The following is a 19,810-nucleotide window of genomic DNA, read 5'->3' on the forward strand; positions in this document are numbered from 1 at the left end:
CCGCGATGAACGCCGTCATCCTCGAATCCGTGTTGACCTGCCCGCATTGCGGTTTTGCCCAGCACGAAACCATGCCCACCAACGCCTGCCAGTTTTACTACGAGTGCAGTCACTGCATGATGCTGTTGCGCCCCAACTCCGGTGACTGTTGCGTCTTCTGCTCGTTCGGCTCGGTCAAATGTCCACCCATCCAGCAACAACGCGGATGCTGCGGGTACCCGCAAAAAAGCATCTCCGTTGGTTAGAGTTCGCGCATGCGCTGTACCGCAGGGATGCGCGTTTCCCGCAGAGCTCCGGCCACCGCGACAACGACCGAACCGAACGCCACACCGACCAAGGCGGTCAAATAAAGCCACGGCACAGTGAGTCGCTCGGGCGGTGGGTCGAAAACCCCGGTCAGGAGCTTGACCAGCATCCAGGCGAGCGCAAAACCCGTCAGTATGCCGGTGCTGGTGCCGGCGAGAAAGAGCAATGAGGCTTCGCTCCAGAGAAAAGCGCCGAGTTGACGGGGTTTCGCTCCGAGGGCGGAAAGGATGGCGAAGGTGCGCCTCCGGTCGGCAAGTCCGAGGGCGAGAATAAGTCCCGTCGCCGCAACCGCCAGAAGCACGGCGAAGCCAAGCTCCAGTCGCGTCAGTCCACCAAGATCGACAGCGGTCAGGCTGGATCCGATCAGGTGCTGGGCCTGCCCTAGGTCGGTGACCTTGACCCCCGGGAGTGCTGCGACAACCGCCCGCGCAGCCGGCGCCACTTGCGCGGGCCCCATGGAGGTCTTGAGCAGAACGACCTCGGCCGCGTCGGTGTGGGTCTGCTGCGCAACGTAGCGCGCATTGGCCACCAGGAAAGAGTCTCTCGGCGCGGTCGGAAATTCACGCACTACGCCGACGAAGTGGAATTTGACGACGTGATATTGATGATCCACCGCATTTTGCAGCCGCAGATTGAGTTCGTCGCCCACATGGAGCTGGAAATCCTTCACGGTTTCTTCCGAAACGAGAATGCCGTCAGGCGTTCGCGCGAGCAGATCGAGCGTCTTTTTTGCGTTTCCTCCCGCAAAATACGCATTCGACATCCTCGTTGCATCGCCGATGTGCGTGGCGTCTATACCGTACAGGTCTTGCAGGTCAGTACCGACGTAGGCCAGCCGGTGCTGCATCGGTTGCACGGCGCGCACGCCGGGCAAAGCTGCAAGTTCCCTAAGCTTCGTTGAAGCGGGGGCCCGGGACGTGCCTGTGACCGTCACGTCCGCACCGTTCGTGAGCTCCGCGTCGACGCGCGTCTGCGCGTTGTAGGTGGTGTTGAAGACGGCGGTCGAGGTCGCGAAAGCGAAGGCCAGCGCAACCAGGACGACACCCTGCGTCATGCGTTTGCGCTGCCGGCTGATGGCGGCGGCCACGACGCCCGCCAGGGCCCCCGCGATAGGGTTCAGCCACGTGGCCAGGTGTTCGCGGCCGCGATTGAGCCCCACCAGACACAGTCTGACCGTCAGCAGCCCGAGGCCCAGCCATAGCAAGACCGGTGCGAGAAAGGCTGGGTAATCCACCGATGACGCTGGCGTCCCCTCGGGGGCCAGCACGACCTGATAGCCCGTGCTCCACGTTCTCCAGAAGACGAGGGCCGACAGGGCTATGAGTATGAAATCAAGGCCGATGCGTTGCCAGGGCCGGGCGCGATCGGGGCCAATTGTCATCCGGGCCGTCGCGACTGTCGTCTGTCTCGCATCAATCCATGCCGTGGCGAGAATGGCGGCGGGGGTAAGCACAACGCCAGCCAGGACAGCGGCTGTGATCCAGCCGATGGCGGAAACGGCGAAAGTACCGCCGCCAAGAAGCATCCGGGACAAGAGTGTGGCGAGAAACAGTCCGGCGATCGTGCCACCCATGCCAATGCACATTGCTTCGACCGTCGCCAGTTTCATGATTTGCGCGCGCGAGGCCCCGCGAATTCGCAGCAATGCTTGGTCGCGCCGGCGCCGGCCGGCGCCGGATGCCACCACCGCTATCGTCAGAAAGGCGGCCAGCAGTGCCCCCGGCGCGCCGAGAAACAGGAACAGCACTTTGGCATACAACGCGTCACCGCGCACGGCGTTGAGCCTCGCCGCCAGATTGTCCGCCACGATGCCGTTGCCCGCGATGCGCACCTCAAGATTTTTCGCCGCACCCTGCACCACTGCAAAAGCCGCCTGCGGATCGCCCGGAAGTGTGGCAGGCGCGATTCGCGCATGCAGTTGAATGCGAACCGAATCCGGCCGGATTGCCGCCTGCGGGTCAAAGAGGCGGTGCCACTCGTCGATGGGCATCAGCAGGACATTATCCGGTGGTGCCTGCGGCGCCGCCCCGGGCGTGACGCCGACGGCCTGAAACATTGAATCGGCATGCGGCAAATCGACAATACCGGCCACCTTGACGTCGACCGGTGCAAGGCCGGTACGATGAATCGTGACAACGTCACCGAGCGTGGCATGCAGGTTAGCCGCCGTCTGCTGCGCAAGCAGAACCCCATCCAGGCTGCCGAGCAGCGTCCGGAACTGCGCCGGATAATCGCGGATATAGGCGGCATCGAAGCCGAGCACCTTGCCTTTGCCGGTGGTCTGTACGGTGGCGCCGGTATGGGCTTCGAAACCGTTCACATCGGCATAACCAACCGTTTGCACCGTGGACACCGCAGTGGCTTTGCCAATGGCTGTGGCAACCGACTGCACGGTTGTCCCGGGGACCAATTGCACCTGCCAGTCAACCGGCACACCGGCGAGCGCGCGGCGCGTCATGGACGCGGTGCTCTGGGCCAGAAAAGCGCCGAGCGAGGCCAGCAACGCCACGGTGATCGCGATGCCGGCCGCGGTGCCCGCGAGGCGAGCCTTGCGCTCCTTGATGAGGCCGAAAAACCACAACCAGGTCATACGCCCTCCATGGCTGTCATGGTTTTATTGAGGGTGCCGTGCTCCATTTGCCAAACCCTTTCCATGCGCTCAGCCACTGCGGGATCATGTGTGGCGATGACAAGCGCCGTGCAAGTGCCAGCGAGATGCGCGAGAAGCGCATCGAGCAAGGCGCGACCGGTTGGCTGATCGAGTTGACCGGTCGGTTCATCAGCCAGGATCACGCGAGGATTTCCGGCAATTGCACGGGCCATGGCGACACGTTGCATCTGCCCACCGGATAGATCTTCGGGCAGTTTGCGCGCCAGGCTCTCAAGGCCGAAGATGGCAAGCGCATTTGCGACCGCGTTGTCAATATCGGGTGTCGCATTTGCCATGAGCAGCGGCAGTGCCACATTCTCGCTCACCGTCAATGGCTCTAGCAGGCTCGGCGCCTGAAACACCAGCGCGATCTTCTCAGGCAGCAGCGTTTCGGCGGCGCCTAGCGCAGGCCACGTAAGCTCGCCGCTGGTCGGCACGTCGAGTCCTGCCATAAGGTGCAGCAAGGTCGACTTGCCGCTCCCGGATCGGCCGACCAGCGCCACGCGATCTCCCGCGCGCAATCGAAATGTCGCGCTGGCGACCGCGGCAATGGATACTCCGCCTTGCGGGTAGCGCCGGCCAACGGCTTGGGCCTCGATCAGGGTGTCAGACATGAGTGATGCGTCCATCTCGAATGCCGAGGACACGGTCGGCCTGCGCCGCAAGCGCCTTGCTGTGCGTCGCGATCAGAACCGCCGCCCCTTCGCGGCACCGTGTCATCAAATGGTTCAGAATGTTGGTTTCCGTGGCCGCATCCACTTCCGCCGTGGGTTCGTCTGCCAGCAGCACATGAGGATTTGACGACAAGGCCACTGCGAGGCCCGCGCGCGCGGCCTCGCCGCCCGACAGTTGCGAGGGATGTGCACGGCGCTGCCCGGTCAGGCCCATCACCTCCAGCAGGTGGTCGAGTGTGTTCCGGCCGGATTGTTTAGACAGCGCCATCTGCAATTCCATATTGGCCTCCACCGTGAGGTGCTCGAACAGGTTGCCCGCTTGCATGAGGATGCCGATGTGCCGGGCTCGCAAGGCGGCACGCGTGGCTTCGAGCCGCCGCGACATGCGCAGCCCCATCACCTCGACATGCCCGCCATCGGGCTCATCCAGTCCGGCCAGGCATGCCAGCAGCGTAGACTTGCCGCTCCCGGACGGCCCCATCAGAGCGACAAATTCCCCCGCCCCAAGCCGCAGCGACACGCCACGTAGCGCAACTGTCTCGTCCTCGCCGCTGTGGTAGAAGCGGTAGAGTTCAAACGCTTCCAATGGCCAAGGTTTAGCGCCATTGGAATGAATTTGACATGAGTTCCCATTGGTCGACATTGTCGGCTCCGAGCGGCGCTGATAGCTCGAGGGTGGCAAGCTTGTCGCCGCGGTAAATCAGATAACGATGGCTCTCCAGGCGCAATGGCTTGTTTGTGACTGGATTTGGTTCGGAATTCGATGTGTACACAATCAGGAGCGCAGGGCCTGATCGCAGCATGGCCTGCTTGATCGCCTCGATCTTGACCGCACGCCCTGCCTTGACCAGATCGGCGGCCTCGTGATCGGCGGCAGATGTGGCCGTGGGAGCGCTGGCAGCGGACGCGACAGTGACGTTGACCGCGTTGTACTTGTCGGAAAAATTTGCTCCGTCACGACGATCCGTTCGCGCCCAACCCTCCGGCACCTTCAGCGAGAAACCCAAGGGCGACGTATAGGTAATAAAGACTTGGGTATCCGGGATGTCACCCGGTGGATTCTTCTCCGGTGCGACCGGGCGTTCCGTTGCCACAGCTGGCGTGCTCACGGTCAGTGAGCCACTGAGCAGCGCTGCGACAGCCGCCACGGTCAGTGCAGTCGATCGCGCGTGTTTCCTGATGCAGCTCAGCATAATGGCTCCTTTCTTGAAAAATATCGTCCAATAGCTACGCTCTGCGGCTGCCCGGATGTCTCCGATGCACGTATAGCCACCCCAGCGCGCCGCAGAGCAGGATCGCCGCCAGCACCAGGGTCTCGTAATAACCGGCATTTGCGAGCAGATCCGTCAACGCCTGCCCGAAGACAAAGCCCGCACCAGCGATGACGCTGGCCCAGGCCGCGGCTCCCATCAAATTGAGGACAAAGAACCGCAGCCATGGCACCTCGCTCATGCCAATCGCCATAGGTCCGGCGATGCGCAGGCCATACAGAAACCGGATGGACAGGATCAAGGGCAGGTGATGCCGCCACAGCAGCGCCTGGGCGCGTGCCGCGCGTGGTCGCACCGACGGAAATCGTGCCAGCAGCGCTGGCCCGTATCTTCGCCCCATCTGAAAATACAACTGATCTCCAATGAAGCTCGCCAGCGTGCCGATCAATATCACGGTTGGCAACGCGAGATGACCCCGATAGGCGGCAAAGCCGGCCATGACCAGAATGGTTTCCCCTTCCAGGAACGTTCCCGTAGCGACGGCGAGGTAACCGTAGCTCTGGACTAGATTTGCAATATCCATGGCAAGCATGTCTGGTCTGGACGACGTTGGGAGGAGGATGCGCGCGATAGTCGCGCTCGGCACGAGATGCAGGTCCGGATCACCTGGGGCAAGGCACCGCTCGGCGGCATGGATCGCGCTCACACCTGTTGCTACTTCTGCCACACAAAAATCAGCCGCGCATGCTGGTGCGCCCGGATCTGCACGACGCGTTGCTGCATGTCGCCGTGCCGCTCAGCACTGACGGTATATTTGCCTTCGGGCAATTTCGCGAGGAAGTACGGGCCGTCCGAAGTGGCTTTGAGCATGGACTTACCCGCCTGGTTTTTGATGACAACGCCGACATCCGATACGTATTCATTCTGCGGCGTTGCCTTGCGGGCAAATTCCAATTCGAGCGGATACCGCGCGGCGGCTAGCTTGAGGGCGTTTGCTTCGTCCAGTCCAATGCCACCACTCACATATGCGATGGCGCCTTGCATTTTTTCGGGAGGGAAAGCGGTCTGTGCACCGGCCACGAAGACCGTTCCTCCCAGGCTCGTCATAACCATGGCCGCCGCCCAGATGCGCGTGATGGATTTCATCGTGAATCTCCTGACAATCGGATGGAATAATGCCGTGCCCGGGCGCTCGTCAATGTCATCAGGACATGCGCGGCATGGCCGCCATCGCGGCTACTGGCAGTGGCCAGCGCTCATTTCTCCTTTCTTTCCTGCGCTTTGGTTTCTTTCATTTCATGCATTTTGTTTTCGTGCTTCTCTTCCTTCATTTCACTCTTCCCGCTCTCTTGGTACTTCTTGGCATACGTCTTGGCAGGGGCGGCGACTTGCGGCTGGGACGCCGCAGCACCGACGCCTGAAGCCGTCGCGTCAGCAGCAACCACAGAGAATGAGAGCGCGGAAAATACCGCCGTAATGAGGATTGATAGCAGCTTGTTCATTTCAACTCCTTGCATCGTGCCAAGCCATTTGACGTTTTCGTAACCGCCTTCAAATCGCGGCTTGGCGGTCGGGTGCCGATCGCTCGGCGGCAGTGGAAAATGGATCTAGCCCTGGACGGCTATTCCTCTGTGTCCTCCTGGTCGCCGGCGATATCCACATGCACGACGGCTCCGTTGCCCGGATCGACCTTGACGTCCTTGATTTCATTGCCGGCAGTCTTGATCTCCACGCTATACACTAGGTTGCCGTTCTCGTTGTCGAGGGCGACCTTCAGCACGGTCCCGGGGACTTGGGCCAGCGCGGCTGCGGTCGCCCTCGTCGCATCGATCTTGGCCAGTGCGGCGAGTCTGGCCGCTTCACCACGTTCCCCGATTTGCTGGTTCGGCACCTTGATGCTGGATTGATAGGCCGGAGACTGGGTCGTCCCGTCACCGGCCGCATGGGCGCTGCCAAGCAGCCCGACGCCCGGCGTGAGTGCGCCCAACACCGCGCATATCGCCCGCTTCCTTTGCTTGCCGTTCATGGCCGATACTCCCTGAGTGAATCATTTGCGTTGCAAGGTCGAGGCCGTGTCGAGGTTCAGTCGCAGTGTCGCTTGCGGGGGAGGGGCGGCATGCCAGCCTTACAGGAGCTATAGTGGCCGCTGAATCTTGCCGGAAGCTTGCCCGAACATTACAGCTTGGCAAGGATTGACGGGTCGTCCGGGGGAAGGCGGATCTCGCCGGCCAAGGCGGGAAGCGTGATGGTGAAGACCGAGCCGGCGCCGGCCATGCTCGACGCTTCGATGTGGCCCTGGTGTGCTTCGACGACGGCCTTCACCAGGCTCAGGCCCAGTCCCAGGCCACGCTGTGAGCGGCTGCGGTCGCCACGGTACAGGCGGTCCCAGATTTTCGATAGCTCGTCGGGTGTCATGCCGATGCCGGTGTCCGCCACGCGAATCTCGACCGCGATTGGCCGCAGCCGGGCCTGTACGTCGATGCGCCCGCCCACAGGGCTATACTTGATGGCATTGTCCAGCAGATTTGCCATCACTTGGCGCAGGCGATTGCGGTCCACCGTGACCCAGATCGGCTGGGGTGCGGCAAGCGAGACGGTGATGGATTTTTCCTCGGCCACCTGCTGGTAGAGATCGATGGCATCGGCCAAGAGCTCAGAAAGGTTAACGGATTCCAGTTGCAATTTGAGCGTACCGGTTTCAGCCTCGGAAATGTCCATCAAGGTACTCAACATCCGGATCAGTTGATCCGACTCCTCCACGCAGTCCGCCAGCGCTTCCCGGCAAGCCTCTGGCCCCGCCTCCGAGCGCAGGGCGATTTCCGCGATGCCTCGGAGGCGCGCCATCGGCGTGCGCAGGTCGTGAGCGACGTTGTCGAGCGCGCCGCGCATACCCTGGATCAGGGTTGCAATCCGGTCCAGCATGCCGTTGAACAACGCCCCCAGCTCGTCGAGTTCGTCGCCGGTCTCGCGGATCGGCACCCGGGCCGCCATGGCACCGGATTCGATCGTGCGGACGGTCTGGATCAGTTGGCGAATCGGCCGCAGGGAGCGTCGGGCGAGGTACGCCCCGCCGAGCAGGGCGACCACGATCGTCGGGCCCATGACGCCGGCCACGATCCAGCCAAAGCGTTCCAGGACGCTGTCGCGCTCCTCAGTACTCTTGCCGACTTGCAGCAGGCCACCGTCTGGCAGGCGCGTGCCGGCGATCTCCAGGACAGCTTCGTCGTCTTTGGCGGGCAGCCGGATCAAGGCGCTCGAATCCGCCGGCGGCATATGCTCGAGGCCGCTCAGGTCGAACTTTGCCCATTGATCGGGAATCTCGACAAAGACCGTGGTATCGCGTGGCCCGGCAATGCGGATGAAAAACGGCTTGGCTCGCCCCAGCCGTGCCTCAAGGGCCAGTTCCTTTTTCAGCCCCGTGAGATCGGCGGCCTGATACTGGGCCGCCAACTGATGAAGCTTTTGCTCGACGCTGTTGCGATCATGCTGACGCAGCGAGGCGGCCAGCAGAAAATACGCGAACGAGAAAAGCACCAGGGCGCCGAGGATGAAGAACGCCGAGTACCAGAGCGCGAGCCGGAAGCTGATCGTTTTTCGCTGGGCATCAAGGGGCTTTAAGGACATAGCCGACCCCGCGGATCGTATGGATCAGTTTCACGGGAAAGTCCCGGTCGATCTTGTTGCGCAAGCGGCAGACCAGCACGTCGACCACGTTGGTCTGGGGATCGAAGGTGTAGTCCCAGACGTGCTCCAGGATCATGCTCTTGGAAACCGGGCGGCCCACATTGCGCATCAGGTATTCGAGCAGAGAAAGCTCGCGCGGTTGCAGATCGAGCCTCTGCCCGCACCGCTTCGCTTCGCGGGTCAGCAGGTCAAGGACCAACTCACCCACGACCAGCCGGGCTGGCTCAGTGGTCCCCGTGGCACGGCGGATTAGCGCTTGAAGGCGCGCAAGCAGCTCAGCCAGCGCGAACGGTTTGGTCAGATAGTCATCGCCTCCCATCTGAAGACCCTTGACGCGGTCATCCACGGTCCGCTTGGCGCTCAGGATAATGACCGGCGTAGCGACCCCCTGGCGGCGCAGCGCCTCAATGATCGACAATCCATCTAAGCGGGGCAACATGATGTCGATGACCGCTGCGTCATACGAGGCAGAGAGCGCCAGATCGAGTCCATTCACGCCGTCTTCCGCATGGTCAACAGCGAACCCAGATTGTTCCAGCGCAGTGATGACAAACGCGCCGATCTTTCTGTCATCTTCAACAACTAGAATTCGCATGGCATTGCCCTCTAGAGTCGTATCCGGGACTTTTCTTCGTCGATGAGACGCGTCGTTCCGACGGCCGATCCATGCTCCCCCACCGTTGGCTCTTGGGTGGTTTTGGTCAATGCCGCGGCACTCAGCCCCACGGAAGATCAATTTGGGTGTTCGTGAGCGTTGGCTGCTTGGCGCCGTAGCCGCGGCGGTTCCATATCGCGTCATTATGGCATGCGGTGCAGTGCGCGCAGAGAGTATGAGAGCCTGCGCGCTCACGTCGGCGCCACAATTCTCCATAGCTTTCTCACCCAAAAGGGAGGGCCGCAGCCCTTTCAGTGCGCGTCTGTGTGAGGCGCCGAATATCGGCAGACTCGCGACGTGCCTAGCCGAGAGCTAGAGGAAAATGCAGTAAGCCGCAACGATCGTTCTGTCGATGAGCGTGATCTTTCCTGGGTTCCCGCCTTCCAGTGGTTCAAAATTATGGCGATGGCCCTCGCATAGTCCTGACTTCCCCACCAATCAGACTTGCAAACATACCTTTAATGGTGTCGGCTTGCGCTGCCTTCCCGGCAATTTTTTATTAAATACATGCATTACGAAATATATTATCGCAGCGCTTTCCCGTCTGAAACCGCTAATGCACTGCTAAGTGTTTGGACATACGCTTGTCATTGCGCGAATTCCCGCGTGTTTTTGGGGAAATTATATGTACCGATACACCAAGCTTTCTCTTGCTGCCGTCACACTGGCTACACTCGGCACCCTCGCATATGCAGGACAGCATAGGGAAAACGATGCAATGGCTGCCACTAACGCCAATATCTCGCTGACGCAAGCCGTGGCCATTGCAGAGAAGCACGTCAGCGGCAAAGCCTCACAAGCCGAATTCGACAGCGAAAAGCAGGGTAACCTTTATAAGGTAGAAGTCGTGGCCGACACCAAAGTGTTCGACGTCAAAGTCAACGCCGAGACGGGGGCGGTCATCTCACTGACGCACGACACGGAGGATTGATGCTTCCGTGAAGTGGAAAAGCGAGTCAAGATTTCGGATGAGCGACACGGAACCGATAAGCGGCATGCGTTTCCTCACGCTTAACGCTCGTGATTGGCCCTGCCGGTGGTGCTTGCCGGACGTGTGGCTCGGCATTTGCCACTGCACGTCCCGGTTGCAGTGGCGACTGCGTGGCAGCGAGCCGCCGAACCGCAGCGGCGCGGCAATCCGGCGAAGCCATCTGGCTGGCGATCATCTAGGCCATAGGTTGGGTGTGAGAACATGTCGCCCATTTTTTCATGGGAATCCGCAAAACTTATCTGCGCTACACCGCCGACAGTCTGTTTCCCGAGACCACATCGCGCGGGACTAGTCTGTTGCTTTCGCGCCGCAATTGACTGCCACACAAGATTGGTTGGCGTTGTGACAACGCTTCTCGGCGCTCACATTCCGCTGGATATGCCAGTGCAGCGGTTGTTCCAGGCATTGCCACCTAGCGGGTCACACCGCAAATATCTGGGGTGTTTATTCTGGCATACCGTCAGGCCATCGCCAGACACCACAGTGAGCCTCGCTGAAGAGATTTCTCGAGGAAATCAAAGGAACGATAATTCCATGAAAGTACTGATTGTCGAAGACGATCCGGCGATCGCCGCGAACCTGTATGACTATCTGGAGGGAACCGGCTACGAGGTCGATGTTGCGTCCAATGGCAACATGGGCCTACGGATGGCGCTCGCCGGCTCGTGGGATGCGATCCTCCTCGATCTATCGTTGCCCGGCATGGACGGTCTGTCGCTCTGCCGCAATCTGCGCAGAGAAGCTTGTCGAGACACGCCGGTGCTGATGCTGACCGCTCGAGATGCGCTCGACGACAAACTGCTCGGTTTCGAGCATGGGGCCGATGACTATCTAATCAAGCCGTTCTCACTCAAGGAAGTTGGCGCGCGGCTGAGCGCCATGATCAAGCGCTATCGTGGTCAGGTCGCAGCCGTGGATCTCCGGTTCGCTGATGTGCACCTGGACGTATCGAAGATGACGGTCGATCGTGCCGGCCGCCCAGTCAAGCTCTCGCCAAAATGTCTGCAGTTGCTGCGCATTCTGCTGCAGTCGCCAAACCGCATGTTCACTCGTGCCGAGCTCGAAACCGAAGTCTGGGGCGAACAGCTTCCCGACAGTGACACACTGCGCACTCACGTCTACATCTTACGTCGGGCGCTCTCCAAGTCAGGGGAGGCGGACCTTATCGAAACGGTCCACGGCGTTGGCTACCGGCTTCTGGAGTGCGATCGAGATGCGAAATAGCCTGCGCTTCAAGGTGGCACTTTTCTTTTCGGCGCTGACTATCGCATTGTTGCTTGCTCAGGCACTAGGTGTGAGAGTGCTGGCCGAAGCGCAGGAGGAGAAACTGATTGTGGCGTTGATCCACGACGACATGACGAATGTCCTCAAGAACTATCGAGTCGATCCCACGCTCCTGCCTCCATTCGACCAACAGTTGAATGGGTACGTGTCAACATCGGACCATCCGTCGATCGTTCTACCGGCATCCGTCAGAAACCTTCCTGACGGGACGCATCAAATCATCATCGACGGCCGTGAGATTCACGTCGCGATCACCCCGTTCGGTACCACACGTCTATATCGAATTTACAATTTCAACGCCTACGAACACCATTTCAAGGAAGTCATCAATGCGGTGATGGCCGGGACGGGTGTTTTCGCGCTGCTCACGATTTGGCTATCCTTCGGTCTGTCGGGCCTGCTGGTGCGGCAGGTGGCCAGTCTCGCCAGTCAGGTGAAGACACTTCGGTTCGGAGAAACGCCGTCGATCCAGCCCGGCAAGTACGATGAAACGGAACTCGCCGGACTGGTCGACGCCTTCAACGATTACCATCGGCGCATGGCCGAGATGATCGAGCGCGAAAAGGAGTTCACCGGCAACGTGAGCCACGAACTGCGCACGCCCCTCACTACGATCACGACGAGTTGCGAACTACTCACGCAGGACTCCGCAATCAGTGGAAAATCGCGCAAGCGGCTCCAGCAGATCGAGCACGCCGCCGACAATATGCGCGAACTCACTAACGCATTGCTGATGCTCGCCAGAGAAGAGTCGGCACACGACATCGAACCGGTGGCTATGGCAAACCTGGTCGAATCCGCTCTGATGCCCTTTGCCAATCGCCTTGCGGAAAAGAAGCTCGAGACCGTCGTTGACCTGGATCACGCTCATCACGTAATGGCGAACCGCTCGGCGCTCGCGATCGTGCTGTCCAACCTCATCGAGAACGCGGTGCGGCACACCGACCGAGGGCGGGTGCGTATTTCCTATTTGGGCGGGTGGTTGCACATTGAGGACACCGGGCCGGGTATTCCAACGGGCGCGTTGCCCTATGTCTTTGATCGGTATTACCAAGCGGAAGACCAGCAGTCAGGAAAGCGGGGCTTTGGGATCGGCCTATCGATTGTCCGCAAGATATGCGACCGATATGGTTGGTCGATCGAACTGGCCAGCGAGCCCGGCAGCGGCACCCGTGTCTCGCTGCGCCTGCCGTCCGCCAGCTTGGAGCATCTTGGGACCAGCGACGGCCGAACATTTTCTTGACGAAAACTTCACAAGCGGTGGCGTAGCATCCGTGTCGGACGCTGCCCCTGGTGGGCAGCAGAACGACCGATGGATTTCAGAATGCGCCGAGCGATATTGATTGCTTTCGTCGGGCTGGCCGGCTGTACGACCTATCATGCCCAGCCGATCGCCCCAGCTCAGCTTGCCCGACATTTCGAGCAGCGCTCGCTTGCGAGCGAGGCGTTACACTCCTTCGTCGTGCGCGAGGCCGGGCACAATGTCGCACCGTGGCCGCCCGCGCGCTGGAATCGCGAAATGCTCACGCTGGCGGCCTTCTACTACAGCCCCGCCCTCGACGTTGCGCGCGCCCGATGGGGCACTGCCAAGGCCGGCATCGACGTCGCCGACACGACTCCCAACCCGGTCTTGCAGTTACCGTTTCAGTATTCGACACCCAACCCGGGGCCGGGATCCCCGATCACCTTCGGCCCGGCACTCGACATCCCGATCGAGACGGCGCACAAGCGCGGCTATCGCGTCGATCAGGCGACTCACCTGTCGGAAGCCGCGCGGCTGAGCCTCGTCAATGAGGCGTGGAAGGTCCGCAGGCAAGTCCGAGTTGCGATGCTCGCCCTCTATGCTGCCCGCAAGCGCATTGCGTTTCAGTCCACCAGGGCCGAATCCGAGCGGCAGATTGCCGAGATGAGCCGCAAGCGTCTAGCCGCAGGGCAGTTCTCGCGGCCAGACGTCGACTCTGCCATTTTTGCCGACACGCAGGCGCAAAGCGATCTGGCTGCGGCGCGCAGCGCCGATCAGGATGCGCGAGCCCAGCTCGCTGCCGCTATCGGTATACCCGTCGCTGCGCTCGACGGCATCGAAATTGACCTCTCCGCCTTCGGCGCAGTTCCGCCCGCACCGCCGACCGCGGATGCACAGCGCGCGGCGATCTTCCATCGCCCAGATCTGCGCGCCTCGCTTGCCGATTACGCTGCGGCCGAATCGGCTCTTCAGCTCGAAGTCGCGAAGCAGTATCCGAACCTCCACCTCGGACCGGGCTATACATACGACACGGGCACGCACAAGATCGCATTTGGGCTCGCAGGCATCACGTTGCCGATCTTCAACCAGAATCAAGGCGGCATCCATGAAGCCGAAGCAAGACGCCAGGAAGCTGCGGCCCGTGCCGGCGCGCTGCAGGACAAGATTCTCGCCGATCTTGCGCATGCGCTCACGCGCTACCGGTCAAGCGTCGAAGCATTGCGCTTGTCCGACGCCCATCTCGCGAGTGCCCGCAGACAGCTCAACGGCCAGGCCGCCGCTTTTGCCAACGGGAACGCGGACCGACTGACCTACACGCAGGCGAAAGCGGGCTATCAGACCAGTGAAACCGTCCATCTCGATGCCGTGATCGCGGTCCAGCAAGGCGCCGGCGCACTCGAAGATGCGATGCAGCAACCCCTCGGTCACGAGGCGGTGAGCGATACCCTCAGTGAAGAGACACCACGATGAAACTCCGACTGATCCCTCTCTCCGTCGTATCGCTCGCTCTGGCTGGCGGTGCAGGCTGGTACATCTATCAGACGTTCCTGGACACCAGCACGTCGACGACCGTGGCAACGCAATCCGCCCCGCCCCGCGCCGTACAGACGGTAAACGGCGAAACGGTGGTCGTCGTCGGTCCCGAGGAACAGCGGGCCAGCCACATCGAGGTCGCGCCGCTCACAGCCGTCACGCGCCAGGCCAATATCAGCGCCTACGCCACCGTCATCGATCTGCAGCCGCTCTTCGATCTGCGCAACCGCTTGGCGGGCGCCCGCGCGGACGTCGGAACGTTCACTGCGCAGGTCGCAAGCTCGCGCGCCCAGTACCAGCGCAGCCGCACGCTGTTCGCGGACGATCGCAACATTTCGCAGAAGAGCTTCCAAGATGCGCAGTCGGCGATGCAAGCCGACGAAGCGAGGCTCCAATCGGCCCATGCCACGCTGAACGGGCTGAATGCTACGATGCGGCAGCAGTTTGGCGACGCGCTTGCGAATGCCGCGACGGCATCGACCTCGAAACTGTTTCAGCGTCTCCAGTCTGGGCAAGCCGTGGTGCTGCGCGTCACGTTGCCGGCCAGCTTCGGCATGGCACCGCCCGCGCGTATCACGATCGATACGCCCGACGGCCGCTCGGTGCCCGCTCAAAAGCTTTCCGCCTCACCGCTCGCCGATCCGGCCGTGCAGGGCAGCCCTTGGCTTTACGTCGCCGACGATGCGCTGCCGGCAAATTTGCGCACGAGCGCGAGCGTGCCGACGTCAAGCCAGACTGCATCCGAGCTGCGGATCCCAGAACGGGCGGTGATATGGTACGGCGGGCAAACATGGACCTACGTGCGGACGGCTCCCGATCGCTTTACGCGGCGCTTCGTGCCCGCTGGCGACGAGGGCGACCACGGTTTCATGGTGACGTCAGGGTTCCAAGCCGGCGACCAGGTCGTGACGCAGGGTGCCCAACTGCTGCTCTCCGAAGAGCTCAAGCCACAAGGTATCGCCACGGCCTGCAAGGATCCACCCGAGTGTGACGACTGACCCACGCATCACCCGCCCTGATCAACGCGACCTCACGCTCCATGCTCAACGCGATCATCCGCTTTTCGCTGCGCTTTCGCGGCGTCATCTATGCGCTGGCCGTCGTCGCGGCCGGCTACGGGCTCTTTACGCTCACGCGCGCCAAGCTCGACGTCTTTCCCGAATTCGCTCCGCCGATGAGCATCGTGCAGACGGCCGCGCCAGGCATGACGAGCGAGCAGGTGGAAACGCTCGTCACGCAACCGCTCGAGAATGCCCTCGGCGGCATGGTTGGGCTGCAGTCGATGCGTTCGAGATCGATGCAGGGTCTCTCCGCGATCACGCTCGTCTTCGATGACAGTGCAAATGTGATGCAGGTCCGGCAACTCGTCACCGAGCGCATCAACGGGCTCGCGGCCACGCTGCCTGCAGGCGTCAAGCCGCCCAGGCTTTTGCCGCTTACCACGACGACGAGCGTCGTGCGCATCATCGGTCTCACGTCGAAGACACGCTCGCTCGCGGATCTCTATGGCATCGCACAGTGGACCATCAAGCCACAACTGCTGAGCGTCCCCGGCGTGGCCGATGCAATCGTGTTCGGCGGCGAGACGCGCCAGATGCAGATCCAGGTCGATCCCGCGAAGCTGATGCACTACGGATTGTCCATCCAGGACGTGATCGCCGCGGCCCGCCAAGCCACCGGGGTACGGGGCGCCGGGTTCATCGAGAACAATAACCAGCGCATCGCCATCAATGCCGATGGCCAGATCGCCACGCCGGAGAAACTGGCCGGCGTCGTGCTGCGTTCGAGCAACGGTGCGTCGGTTCGGCTTGGCGACGTCGCGAATGTGGCCTGGGGCAGTGCGCCGCCTGTCGGCGCGGCTTCGATCATGGGCAAGCCCGGCGTGATGGTCGTGATGGAAAGCCAGTACGGCACCAACACACTGGCCGTGACGCACGACATCGAAAATGCGCTCGCCGGACTCAAGCCGGCGCTTGTCAAGCAAGGCATCAACGTGAACGCGGACGTTTTCCGGCCCGCCAATTTCATCGATGCCGCGGTGGGTCACTTGAGGACGGCACTCATCGTCGGCGCCGTGCTCGTGATCGCCATTCTGTTCCTGTTTCTGCTCAACGTGCGCACCGCCGTGATTTCGGCCGTCGCGATTCCGCTGTCGCTGCTGGTTGCGATCATCGTGCTGACCAAGTTCGGCGTGAGCCTGAACACGATGACCTTGGGTGGCCTCGCAATCGCGCTCGGTGAAGTGGTGGACGATGCGATCATTGACGTCGAGAACATTTATCGGCGCCTACGCGAGAATCGCAAGCGACCTCAGCCACTCCCCGCGTTTCGCGTCGTGCTGCGTGCTTCGCTCGAAGTCCGTAGCGCCGTCGTGTTTGCGACCTTCATCGTGATGCTGATCTTCCTGCCGGTACTCACGCTCTCGGGTGTCGGCGGACGGCTCTTCGCGCCACTCGGCATTGCCTACATACTGGCCGTTCTCGCGTCGCTCGGCGTCGCGTTGACGCTCACGCCGGCCATGGCACTCGCCCTGCTGGCGAAGAGGCCTTTGCCCGAGCATGAACCCCGTCTCGTCGCCCGCCTGAAGGCGCGTTACATCGCGCTGCTGACAAAGGTCGAGCAGCACGTGAAAGCGGTTATGGTAACAGTGGCGCTGATGTGTGTCGCTGCGCTCGCGTCGCTGCCGTTCATGAGCGGGAGCTTCATTCCGCAACTGCGCGAAGGCCATTACATCGTCCATATGGGACTGGAGCCGGGCACGTCGCTCGCGGAATCGATACGCATCGGCACGCAGGTATCGAAGGCGTTGATGCAGGTGCCCGGCGTGCGTCTCGTGGCACAGCGCGCAGGCCGCGCGAACGGGGTGGTCGACCCGACCGGCGTGCAGCTCTCCGAGTTCGAGGTCGATCTAAAGCCGATGGGCGCATCGGGCCAAAACTGGGCGCTCTATCGGATTCGCCAGGCGCTGGCGCGCTTTCCGGGCCTGAGCACCTCGGTCAATACATTTCTCGAGGAGCGTATCGACGAGACCATTTCGGGGACGACCGCCCCGGTGGTCGTGAAAGTATTCGGCCACAATCTCGATGTCATCGATCGCACGGCGCAACAAATCGCTCAGCTGATCGGCACGATCCATGGCGTCGCCGGCGTGCGGGTGGATTCGCCTCCCGGCATACCCGAGCTCGACGTGAAGCTCAAGCCAGACGCGCTGAGCCGCTCGGGCTTCAGGCCCGTCGAAGTGCTCGATACGATCCAGGCCGCCTATGCCGGCACAACGGTCACGCAGATCTACAAGGGCAGCCGCACCTATGACGTCGCGGTCGTGCTCGATCCGACGCAGCGCACGACCGTCGGTGACATCGGCAAGCTCATGGTGCGCAATGCCGAAGGCTTTGCCGCGCCGCTGGGCTCGCTCGCGACGATCCGTCAGGTCGCCGGCCGCTATCAGATCACGCACGACGGCGGACAGCGCGTCCAGACGGTGTCGGTCAATCTCGGCAGCCGGCCGGCCAGCGATTTCGTGAAGGAAGCCCAAGCGCGCGTGTATCGTGAAATCAAAATGCCGACGGGCACCTACGCCGTTTTCAGTGGGGAGAGCGAAGCGCGCTCGCAATCGCAGCGCGACTTGCTGGCGTACGGGGGGATGTCGCTCGTCGGCATCGCATTGCTCTTGTTTCTCGCGATGAAGAGCCGCCGCGGCGTGCTGCTCGTCATGGTCAACCTGCCCTTCGCGCTCGTCGGCGGGGTACTGAGCGTGGTGCTGACGGGGGCGAATCTGTCCATTGGTGGTATGGTGGGTTTCGTCACATTGCTTGGCATCTCATTACGAAACTCGATCATGCTGATCAGCCACTATGAGCAGTTGATACACGTCGATCGATTGACGTGGAACATGGATACGGCGGTGCGCGGGGCATCGGAACGGCTGGTGCCTATCCTGATGACCGCACTCGTCACCGCGCTCGCGCTGGCGCCGCTCGCGCTGACAAGCGGCGCGCCAGGTAACGAAATCGAAGGACCAATGGCGATCGTCATTCTCGGCGGCCTGATCACGTCGACCGCCCTCAACCTGATCGTGCTGCCGACGCTGGCGCTACGCTACGGACGCTTCGAGCGCGATGAACTGGCCGAGCCCGACACTGCGGGCGTATAGGCAGGAACGGGGAACGGCCAGTGACTGGGCAGCCAGCGATACCGGAATCTCCCCACCGGGGCACAGGTTCGGTAACCTCAATACTGCAAGACGGCGGGGCAAACCGGGGCCGGGCGCAGACAATCCGCGACCCGCTTGGCACGCGCCGGTAAGGCGGCGTTTCGTGCAAACCATGGCTCATGGCGATCGATCACCTGCAATATGCCGTACTCGCGGTGTTGATTGCTGTCGCGTGCGGCATGAGGGCGTCACAATCACTAACGTGCTCATCGGCGTCGCACAATGGGGTCTGCACATGGGTTTCACGCAAGGCATTCTCGCCGGCGTGGTCGCCGAAACCGCACCAAAGACGCTACGCGGCAGCGCATTTTGCGTTATTCAATCTCGCGAGCGCATCTGCATGCTGCTCGCCAGCGTCATCGCCGGCTGGCTGTGGGATCACCATGGCGCGTCGGAGACGTTCTTCGCAGGAGCAGCGCTGGCTGTCATTCCGCTGGTGATGTGCCTCCTCGCGCCACGCCTCGCGAAACGCAACCACTGAAATCGCCTTAACTTCACTAGCAAATCCCCTGATGAAAGCACTGGAAGCATTCAATGAAGCCATTTTTTTCTCGCACTCAACGCGACGCCAGCGACGCCGCACTGGCTCGTCGTTGCTGCCGTAGTTATTGCAAACGAAGCGACCTGGCTGGTTCCCGTCATGCTTGCCGGCCTGTGGCTGGCAAACGAAGGGAGCTCGCCGCGCGCGTGTCTTGTTGAATTCCTAGCGCTCGGCATTAGCCAGTCAATCAGCATGGCGTGGCACCTCTCCCAACCATTCGCAATCGGACTCGGCCGCTCATTCCTTGCGCATGCACCTGATTCATCTTTTCCGAGCGATTACGCCACACTGATGTCTGCGCTCTCGCTCACGCTGTTCTACGGAGGCATGCGACGGCTGGGATTACTTGCACTGATCGTCGATATCGCCGTGATTCTCTAGACACCCGTGGTACGAAAATATCCGTCAGGTCACAACCGGCTTCCTTGAAAGCTGGGGCGATTCAGGGACACGTCAACTTCTTCGTGAGACCCCTTGAAGTTTGTCCAATTTCTGGGGGGCAGTTCCATTACCGGTGCGGTTCACTACAGATTCCGCGCCATCGGCCACAAGCAGGTGCACCGCTTTGCCGTGACGCACGTTCTCAAGTAGACGCTGGATGTACTGCGTGGCGACGTGCCCGACGCCACGACGAAGTCACGCAGCTGTTGGATTATTTGGCGGCCAGAAGATCGTCTGGTGGTTTGACCTGCTGCACCGATTTGAGCTGGCGATGCATTATCTCGATTGCATGGTCGGATCGCATCGGGGCGTGATGGCATTCGGTTGCCCCGCAAATGGCTGGCCGCAGGTCGCTGGAAGCCAAGGATCGAACCTACCATCCAT

The 19,810-nt window shown here is 61.5% G+C and carries 18 protein-coding genes; 8 read left to right on the forward strand and 10 right to left on the reverse strand.

Features of this window, described 5'->3' with window-relative positions; genetic code table 11:
- The first annotated feature begins 5 nt into the window (after nucleotides 1–5).
- Complete coding sequence (locus PanNE5_RS18810) at nucleotides 6–245, forward strand: GDCCVxC domain-containing (seleno)protein (RefSeq protein ID WP_130025951.1); 240 nt, start codon at nucleotides 6–8, stop codon at nucleotides 243–245.
- On the opposite strand, the gene PanNE5_RS18815 is transcribed toward PanNE5_RS18810, so the two are convergent.
- The 10 genes from PanNE5_RS18815 to PanNE5_RS18860 all read right to left on the reverse strand — a co-directional run bounded on the left by PanNE5_RS18815 (nucleotide 242) and on the right by PanNE5_RS18860 (nucleotide 9,120).
- Entirely contained in the window at nucleotides 242–2,896 is a 2,655-nt protein-coding gene (locus tag PanNE5_RS18815) for an ABC transporter permease (RefSeq protein ID WP_261938604.1), read from the reverse strand. The genes PanNE5_RS18810 and PanNE5_RS18815 overlap by 4 nt on opposite strands.
- Nucleotides 2,893–3,570 carry an ABC transporter ATP-binding protein gene (locus tag PanNE5_RS18820; protein ID WP_261938605.1) on the reverse strand — a complete coding sequence of 226 codons (678 nt, stop codon included), beginning with the start codon at nucleotides 3,568–3,570 and terminating at the stop codon, nucleotides 2,893–2,895. The genes PanNE5_RS18815 and PanNE5_RS18820 overlap by 4 nt, the downstream gene beginning before the upstream one ends.
- On the reverse strand, nucleotides 3,563–4,273 hold the full coding sequence (locus tag PanNE5_RS18825) for an ABC transporter ATP-binding protein (protein WP_261938606.1): 711 nt from the start codon (nucleotides 4,271–4,273) through the stop codon (nucleotides 3,563–3,565). Before PanNE5_RS18825 ends, PanNE5_RS18820 begins: the two co-directional genes overlap by 8 nt.
- Entirely contained in the window at nucleotides 4,227–4,823 is a 597-nt protein-coding gene (locus PanNE5_RS18830; RefSeq protein WP_130025946.1) for a hypothetical protein, read from the reverse strand. Before PanNE5_RS18830 ends, PanNE5_RS18825 begins: the two co-directional genes overlap by 47 nt.
- Nucleotides 4,824–4,857: 34 nt before the next feature.
- Nucleotides 4,858–5,547 (reverse strand): DedA family protein, encoded by a 690-nt coding sequence (locus PanNE5_RS18835; RefSeq protein WP_261938607.1) that lies wholly within the window; start codon nucleotides 5,545–5,547, stop codon nucleotides 4,858–4,860.
- Nucleotides 5,548–5,555: 8 nt separating this feature from the next.
- The gene (locus PanNE5_RS18840; protein WP_261938608.1) at nucleotides 5,556–5,987 is read right to left on the reverse strand and encodes a carboxypeptidase-like regulatory domain-containing protein; all 432 of its coding nucleotides are present in this window, start codon (nucleotides 5,985–5,987) and stop codon (nucleotides 5,556–5,558) included.
- A gap of 110 nt (nucleotides 5,988–6,097) precedes the next feature.
- Nucleotides 6,098–6,343 carry a hypothetical protein gene (locus PanNE5_RS18845; protein WP_130025945.1) on the reverse strand — a complete coding sequence of 82 codons (246 nt, stop codon included), beginning with the start codon at nucleotides 6,341–6,343 and terminating at the stop codon, nucleotides 6,098–6,100.
- Between the two features lie 119 nt (nucleotides 6,344–6,462).
- Complete coding sequence (locus tag PanNE5_RS18850) at nucleotides 6,463–6,867, reverse strand: PepSY domain-containing protein (RefSeq protein WP_130025944.1); 405 nt, start codon at nucleotides 6,865–6,867, stop codon at nucleotides 6,463–6,465.
- Between the two features lie 149 nt (nucleotides 6,868–7,016).
- Nucleotides 7,017–8,465 carry a sensor histidine kinase gene (locus PanNE5_RS18855; RefSeq protein ID WP_261938609.1) on the reverse strand — a complete coding sequence of 483 codons (1,449 nt, stop codon included), beginning with the start codon at nucleotides 8,463–8,465 and terminating at the stop codon, nucleotides 7,017–7,019.
- Nucleotides 8,446–9,120, reverse strand: coding sequence for a response regulator transcription factor (locus tag PanNE5_RS18860; RefSeq protein WP_130025942.1), 675 nt, complete (start codon nucleotides 9,118–9,120; stop codon nucleotides 8,446–8,448). The genes PanNE5_RS18855 and PanNE5_RS18860 overlap by 20 nt, the downstream gene beginning before the upstream one ends.
- A 685-nt stretch (nucleotides 9,121–9,805) precedes the next feature.
- Here PanNE5_RS18860 and PanNE5_RS18865 point away from each other — a divergent pair.
- The 7 genes from PanNE5_RS18865 (at nucleotide 9,806) to PanNE5_RS18895 (ending at nucleotide 18,925) form a co-directional block, all read left to right on the forward strand.
- A complete protein-coding gene (locus PanNE5_RS18865) occupies nucleotides 9,806–10,111 on the forward strand; it encodes a PepSY domain-containing protein (protein ID WP_130025941.1) in 306 nt (101 codons plus the stop codon).
- Nucleotides 10,112–10,705: 594 nt separating this feature from the next.
- A complete protein-coding gene (locus PanNE5_RS18870) occupies nucleotides 10,706–11,395 on the forward strand; it encodes a response regulator transcription factor (protein WP_130025940.1) in 690 nt (229 codons plus the stop codon).
- The gene (locus PanNE5_RS18875; RefSeq protein WP_261938610.1) at nucleotides 11,385–12,698 is read left to right on the forward strand and encodes a sensor histidine kinase; all 1,314 of its coding nucleotides are present in this window, start codon (nucleotides 11,385–11,387) and stop codon (nucleotides 12,696–12,698) included. Before PanNE5_RS18870 ends, PanNE5_RS18875 begins: the two co-directional genes overlap by 11 nt.
- Nucleotides 12,699–12,779: 81 nt before the next feature.
- A complete protein-coding gene (locus tag PanNE5_RS18880; protein WP_130027828.1) occupies nucleotides 12,780–14,168 on the forward strand; it encodes a TolC family protein in 1,389 nt (462 codons plus the stop codon).
- Nucleotides 14,165–15,229, forward strand: coding sequence for an efflux RND transporter periplasmic adaptor subunit (locus PanNE5_RS18885; RefSeq protein WP_261938611.1), 1,065 nt, complete (start codon nucleotides 14,165–14,167; stop codon nucleotides 15,227–15,229). Before PanNE5_RS18880 ends, PanNE5_RS18885 begins: the two co-directional genes overlap by 4 nt.
- 41 nt (nucleotides 15,230–15,270) lie before the next feature.
- Nucleotides 15,271–18,384, forward strand: a complete 3,114-nt coding sequence (locus PanNE5_RS18890) for an efflux RND transporter permease subunit (protein WP_261938612.1) — start codon at nucleotides 15,271–15,273, stop codon at nucleotides 18,382–18,384.
- A gap of 262 nt (nucleotides 18,385–18,646) precedes the next feature.
- A complete protein-coding gene (locus PanNE5_RS18895) occupies nucleotides 18,647–18,925 on the forward strand; it encodes a hypothetical protein (RefSeq protein WP_410007542.1) in 279 nt (92 codons plus the stop codon).
- Nucleotides 18,926–19,810 lie beyond the last annotated feature (885 nt).

It is taken from the genome of Pandoraea sp. NE5 (assembly GCF_024363545.1).
Lineage (GTDB): Bacteria > Pseudomonadota > Gammaproteobacteria > Burkholderiales > Burkholderiaceae > Pandoraea > Pandoraea cepalis.

What these genes read in the sequence shown, in the direction of transcription:
- PanNE5_RS18875 (WP_261938610.1), top strand. Translation starts at nt 11,385, where the DNA reads ATGCGAAATAGCCTGCGCTTCAAGGTGGCACTTTTCTTTTCGGCGCTG.
- PanNE5_RS18850 (WP_130025944.1), bottom strand. Translation starts at nt 6,867, where the DNA reads ATGAACGGCAAGCAAAGGAAGCGGGCGATATGCGCGGTGTTGGGCGCA.
- PanNE5_RS18825 (WP_261938606.1), bottom strand. Translation starts at nt 4,273, where the DNA reads ATGTCGACCAATGGGAACTCATGTCAAATTCATTCCAATGGCGCTAAA.
- PanNE5_RS18840 (WP_261938608.1), bottom strand. Translation starts at nt 5,987, where the DNA reads ATGAAATCCATCACGCGCATCTGGGCGGCGGCCATGGTTATGACGAGC.
- PanNE5_RS18885 (WP_261938611.1), top strand. Translation starts at nt 14,165, where the DNA reads ATGAAACTCCGACTGATCCCTCTCTCCGTCGTATCGCTCGCTCTGGCT.
- PanNE5_RS18815 (WP_261938604.1), bottom strand. Translation starts at nt 2,896, where the DNA reads ATGACCTGGTTGTGGTTTTTCGGCCTCATCAAGGAGCGCAAGGCTCGC.
- PanNE5_RS18860 (WP_130025942.1), bottom strand. Translation starts at nt 9,120, where the DNA reads ATGCGAATTCTAGTTGTTGAAGATGACAGAAAGATCGGCGCGTTTGTC.
- PanNE5_RS18855 (WP_261938609.1), bottom strand. Translation starts at nt 8,465, where the DNA reads ATGTCCTTAAAGCCCCTTGATGCCCAGCGAAAAACGATCAGCTTCCGG.
- PanNE5_RS18880 (WP_130027828.1), top strand. Translation starts at nt 12,780, where the DNA reads ATGCGCCGAGCGATATTGATTGCTTTCGTCGGGCTGGCCGGCTGTACG.
- PanNE5_RS18865 (WP_130025941.1), top strand. Translation starts at nt 9,806, where the DNA reads ATGTACCGATACACCAAGCTTTCTCTTGCTGCCGTCACACTGGCTACA.
- PanNE5_RS18810 (WP_130025951.1), top strand. Translation starts at nt 6, where the DNA reads ATGAACGCCGTCATCCTCGAATCCGTGTTGACCTGCCCGCATTGCGGT.
- PanNE5_RS18845 (WP_130025945.1), bottom strand. Translation starts at nt 6,343, where the DNA reads ATGAACAAGCTGCTATCAATCCTCATTACGGCGGTATTTTCCGCGCTC.
- PanNE5_RS18890 (WP_261938612.1), top strand. Translation starts at nt 15,271, where the DNA reads ATGCTCAACGCGATCATCCGCTTTTCGCTGCGCTTTCGCGGCGTCATC.
- PanNE5_RS18870 (WP_130025940.1), top strand. Translation starts at nt 10,706, where the DNA reads ATGAAAGTACTGATTGTCGAAGACGATCCGGCGATCGCCGCGAACCTG.
- PanNE5_RS18830 (WP_130025946.1), bottom strand. Translation starts at nt 4,823, where the DNA reads ATGCTGAGCTGCATCAGGAAACACGCGCGATCGACTGCACTGACCGTG.
- PanNE5_RS18820 (WP_261938605.1), bottom strand. Translation starts at nt 3,570, where the DNA reads ATGTCTGACACCCTGATCGAGGCCCAAGCCGTTGGCCGGCGCTACCCG.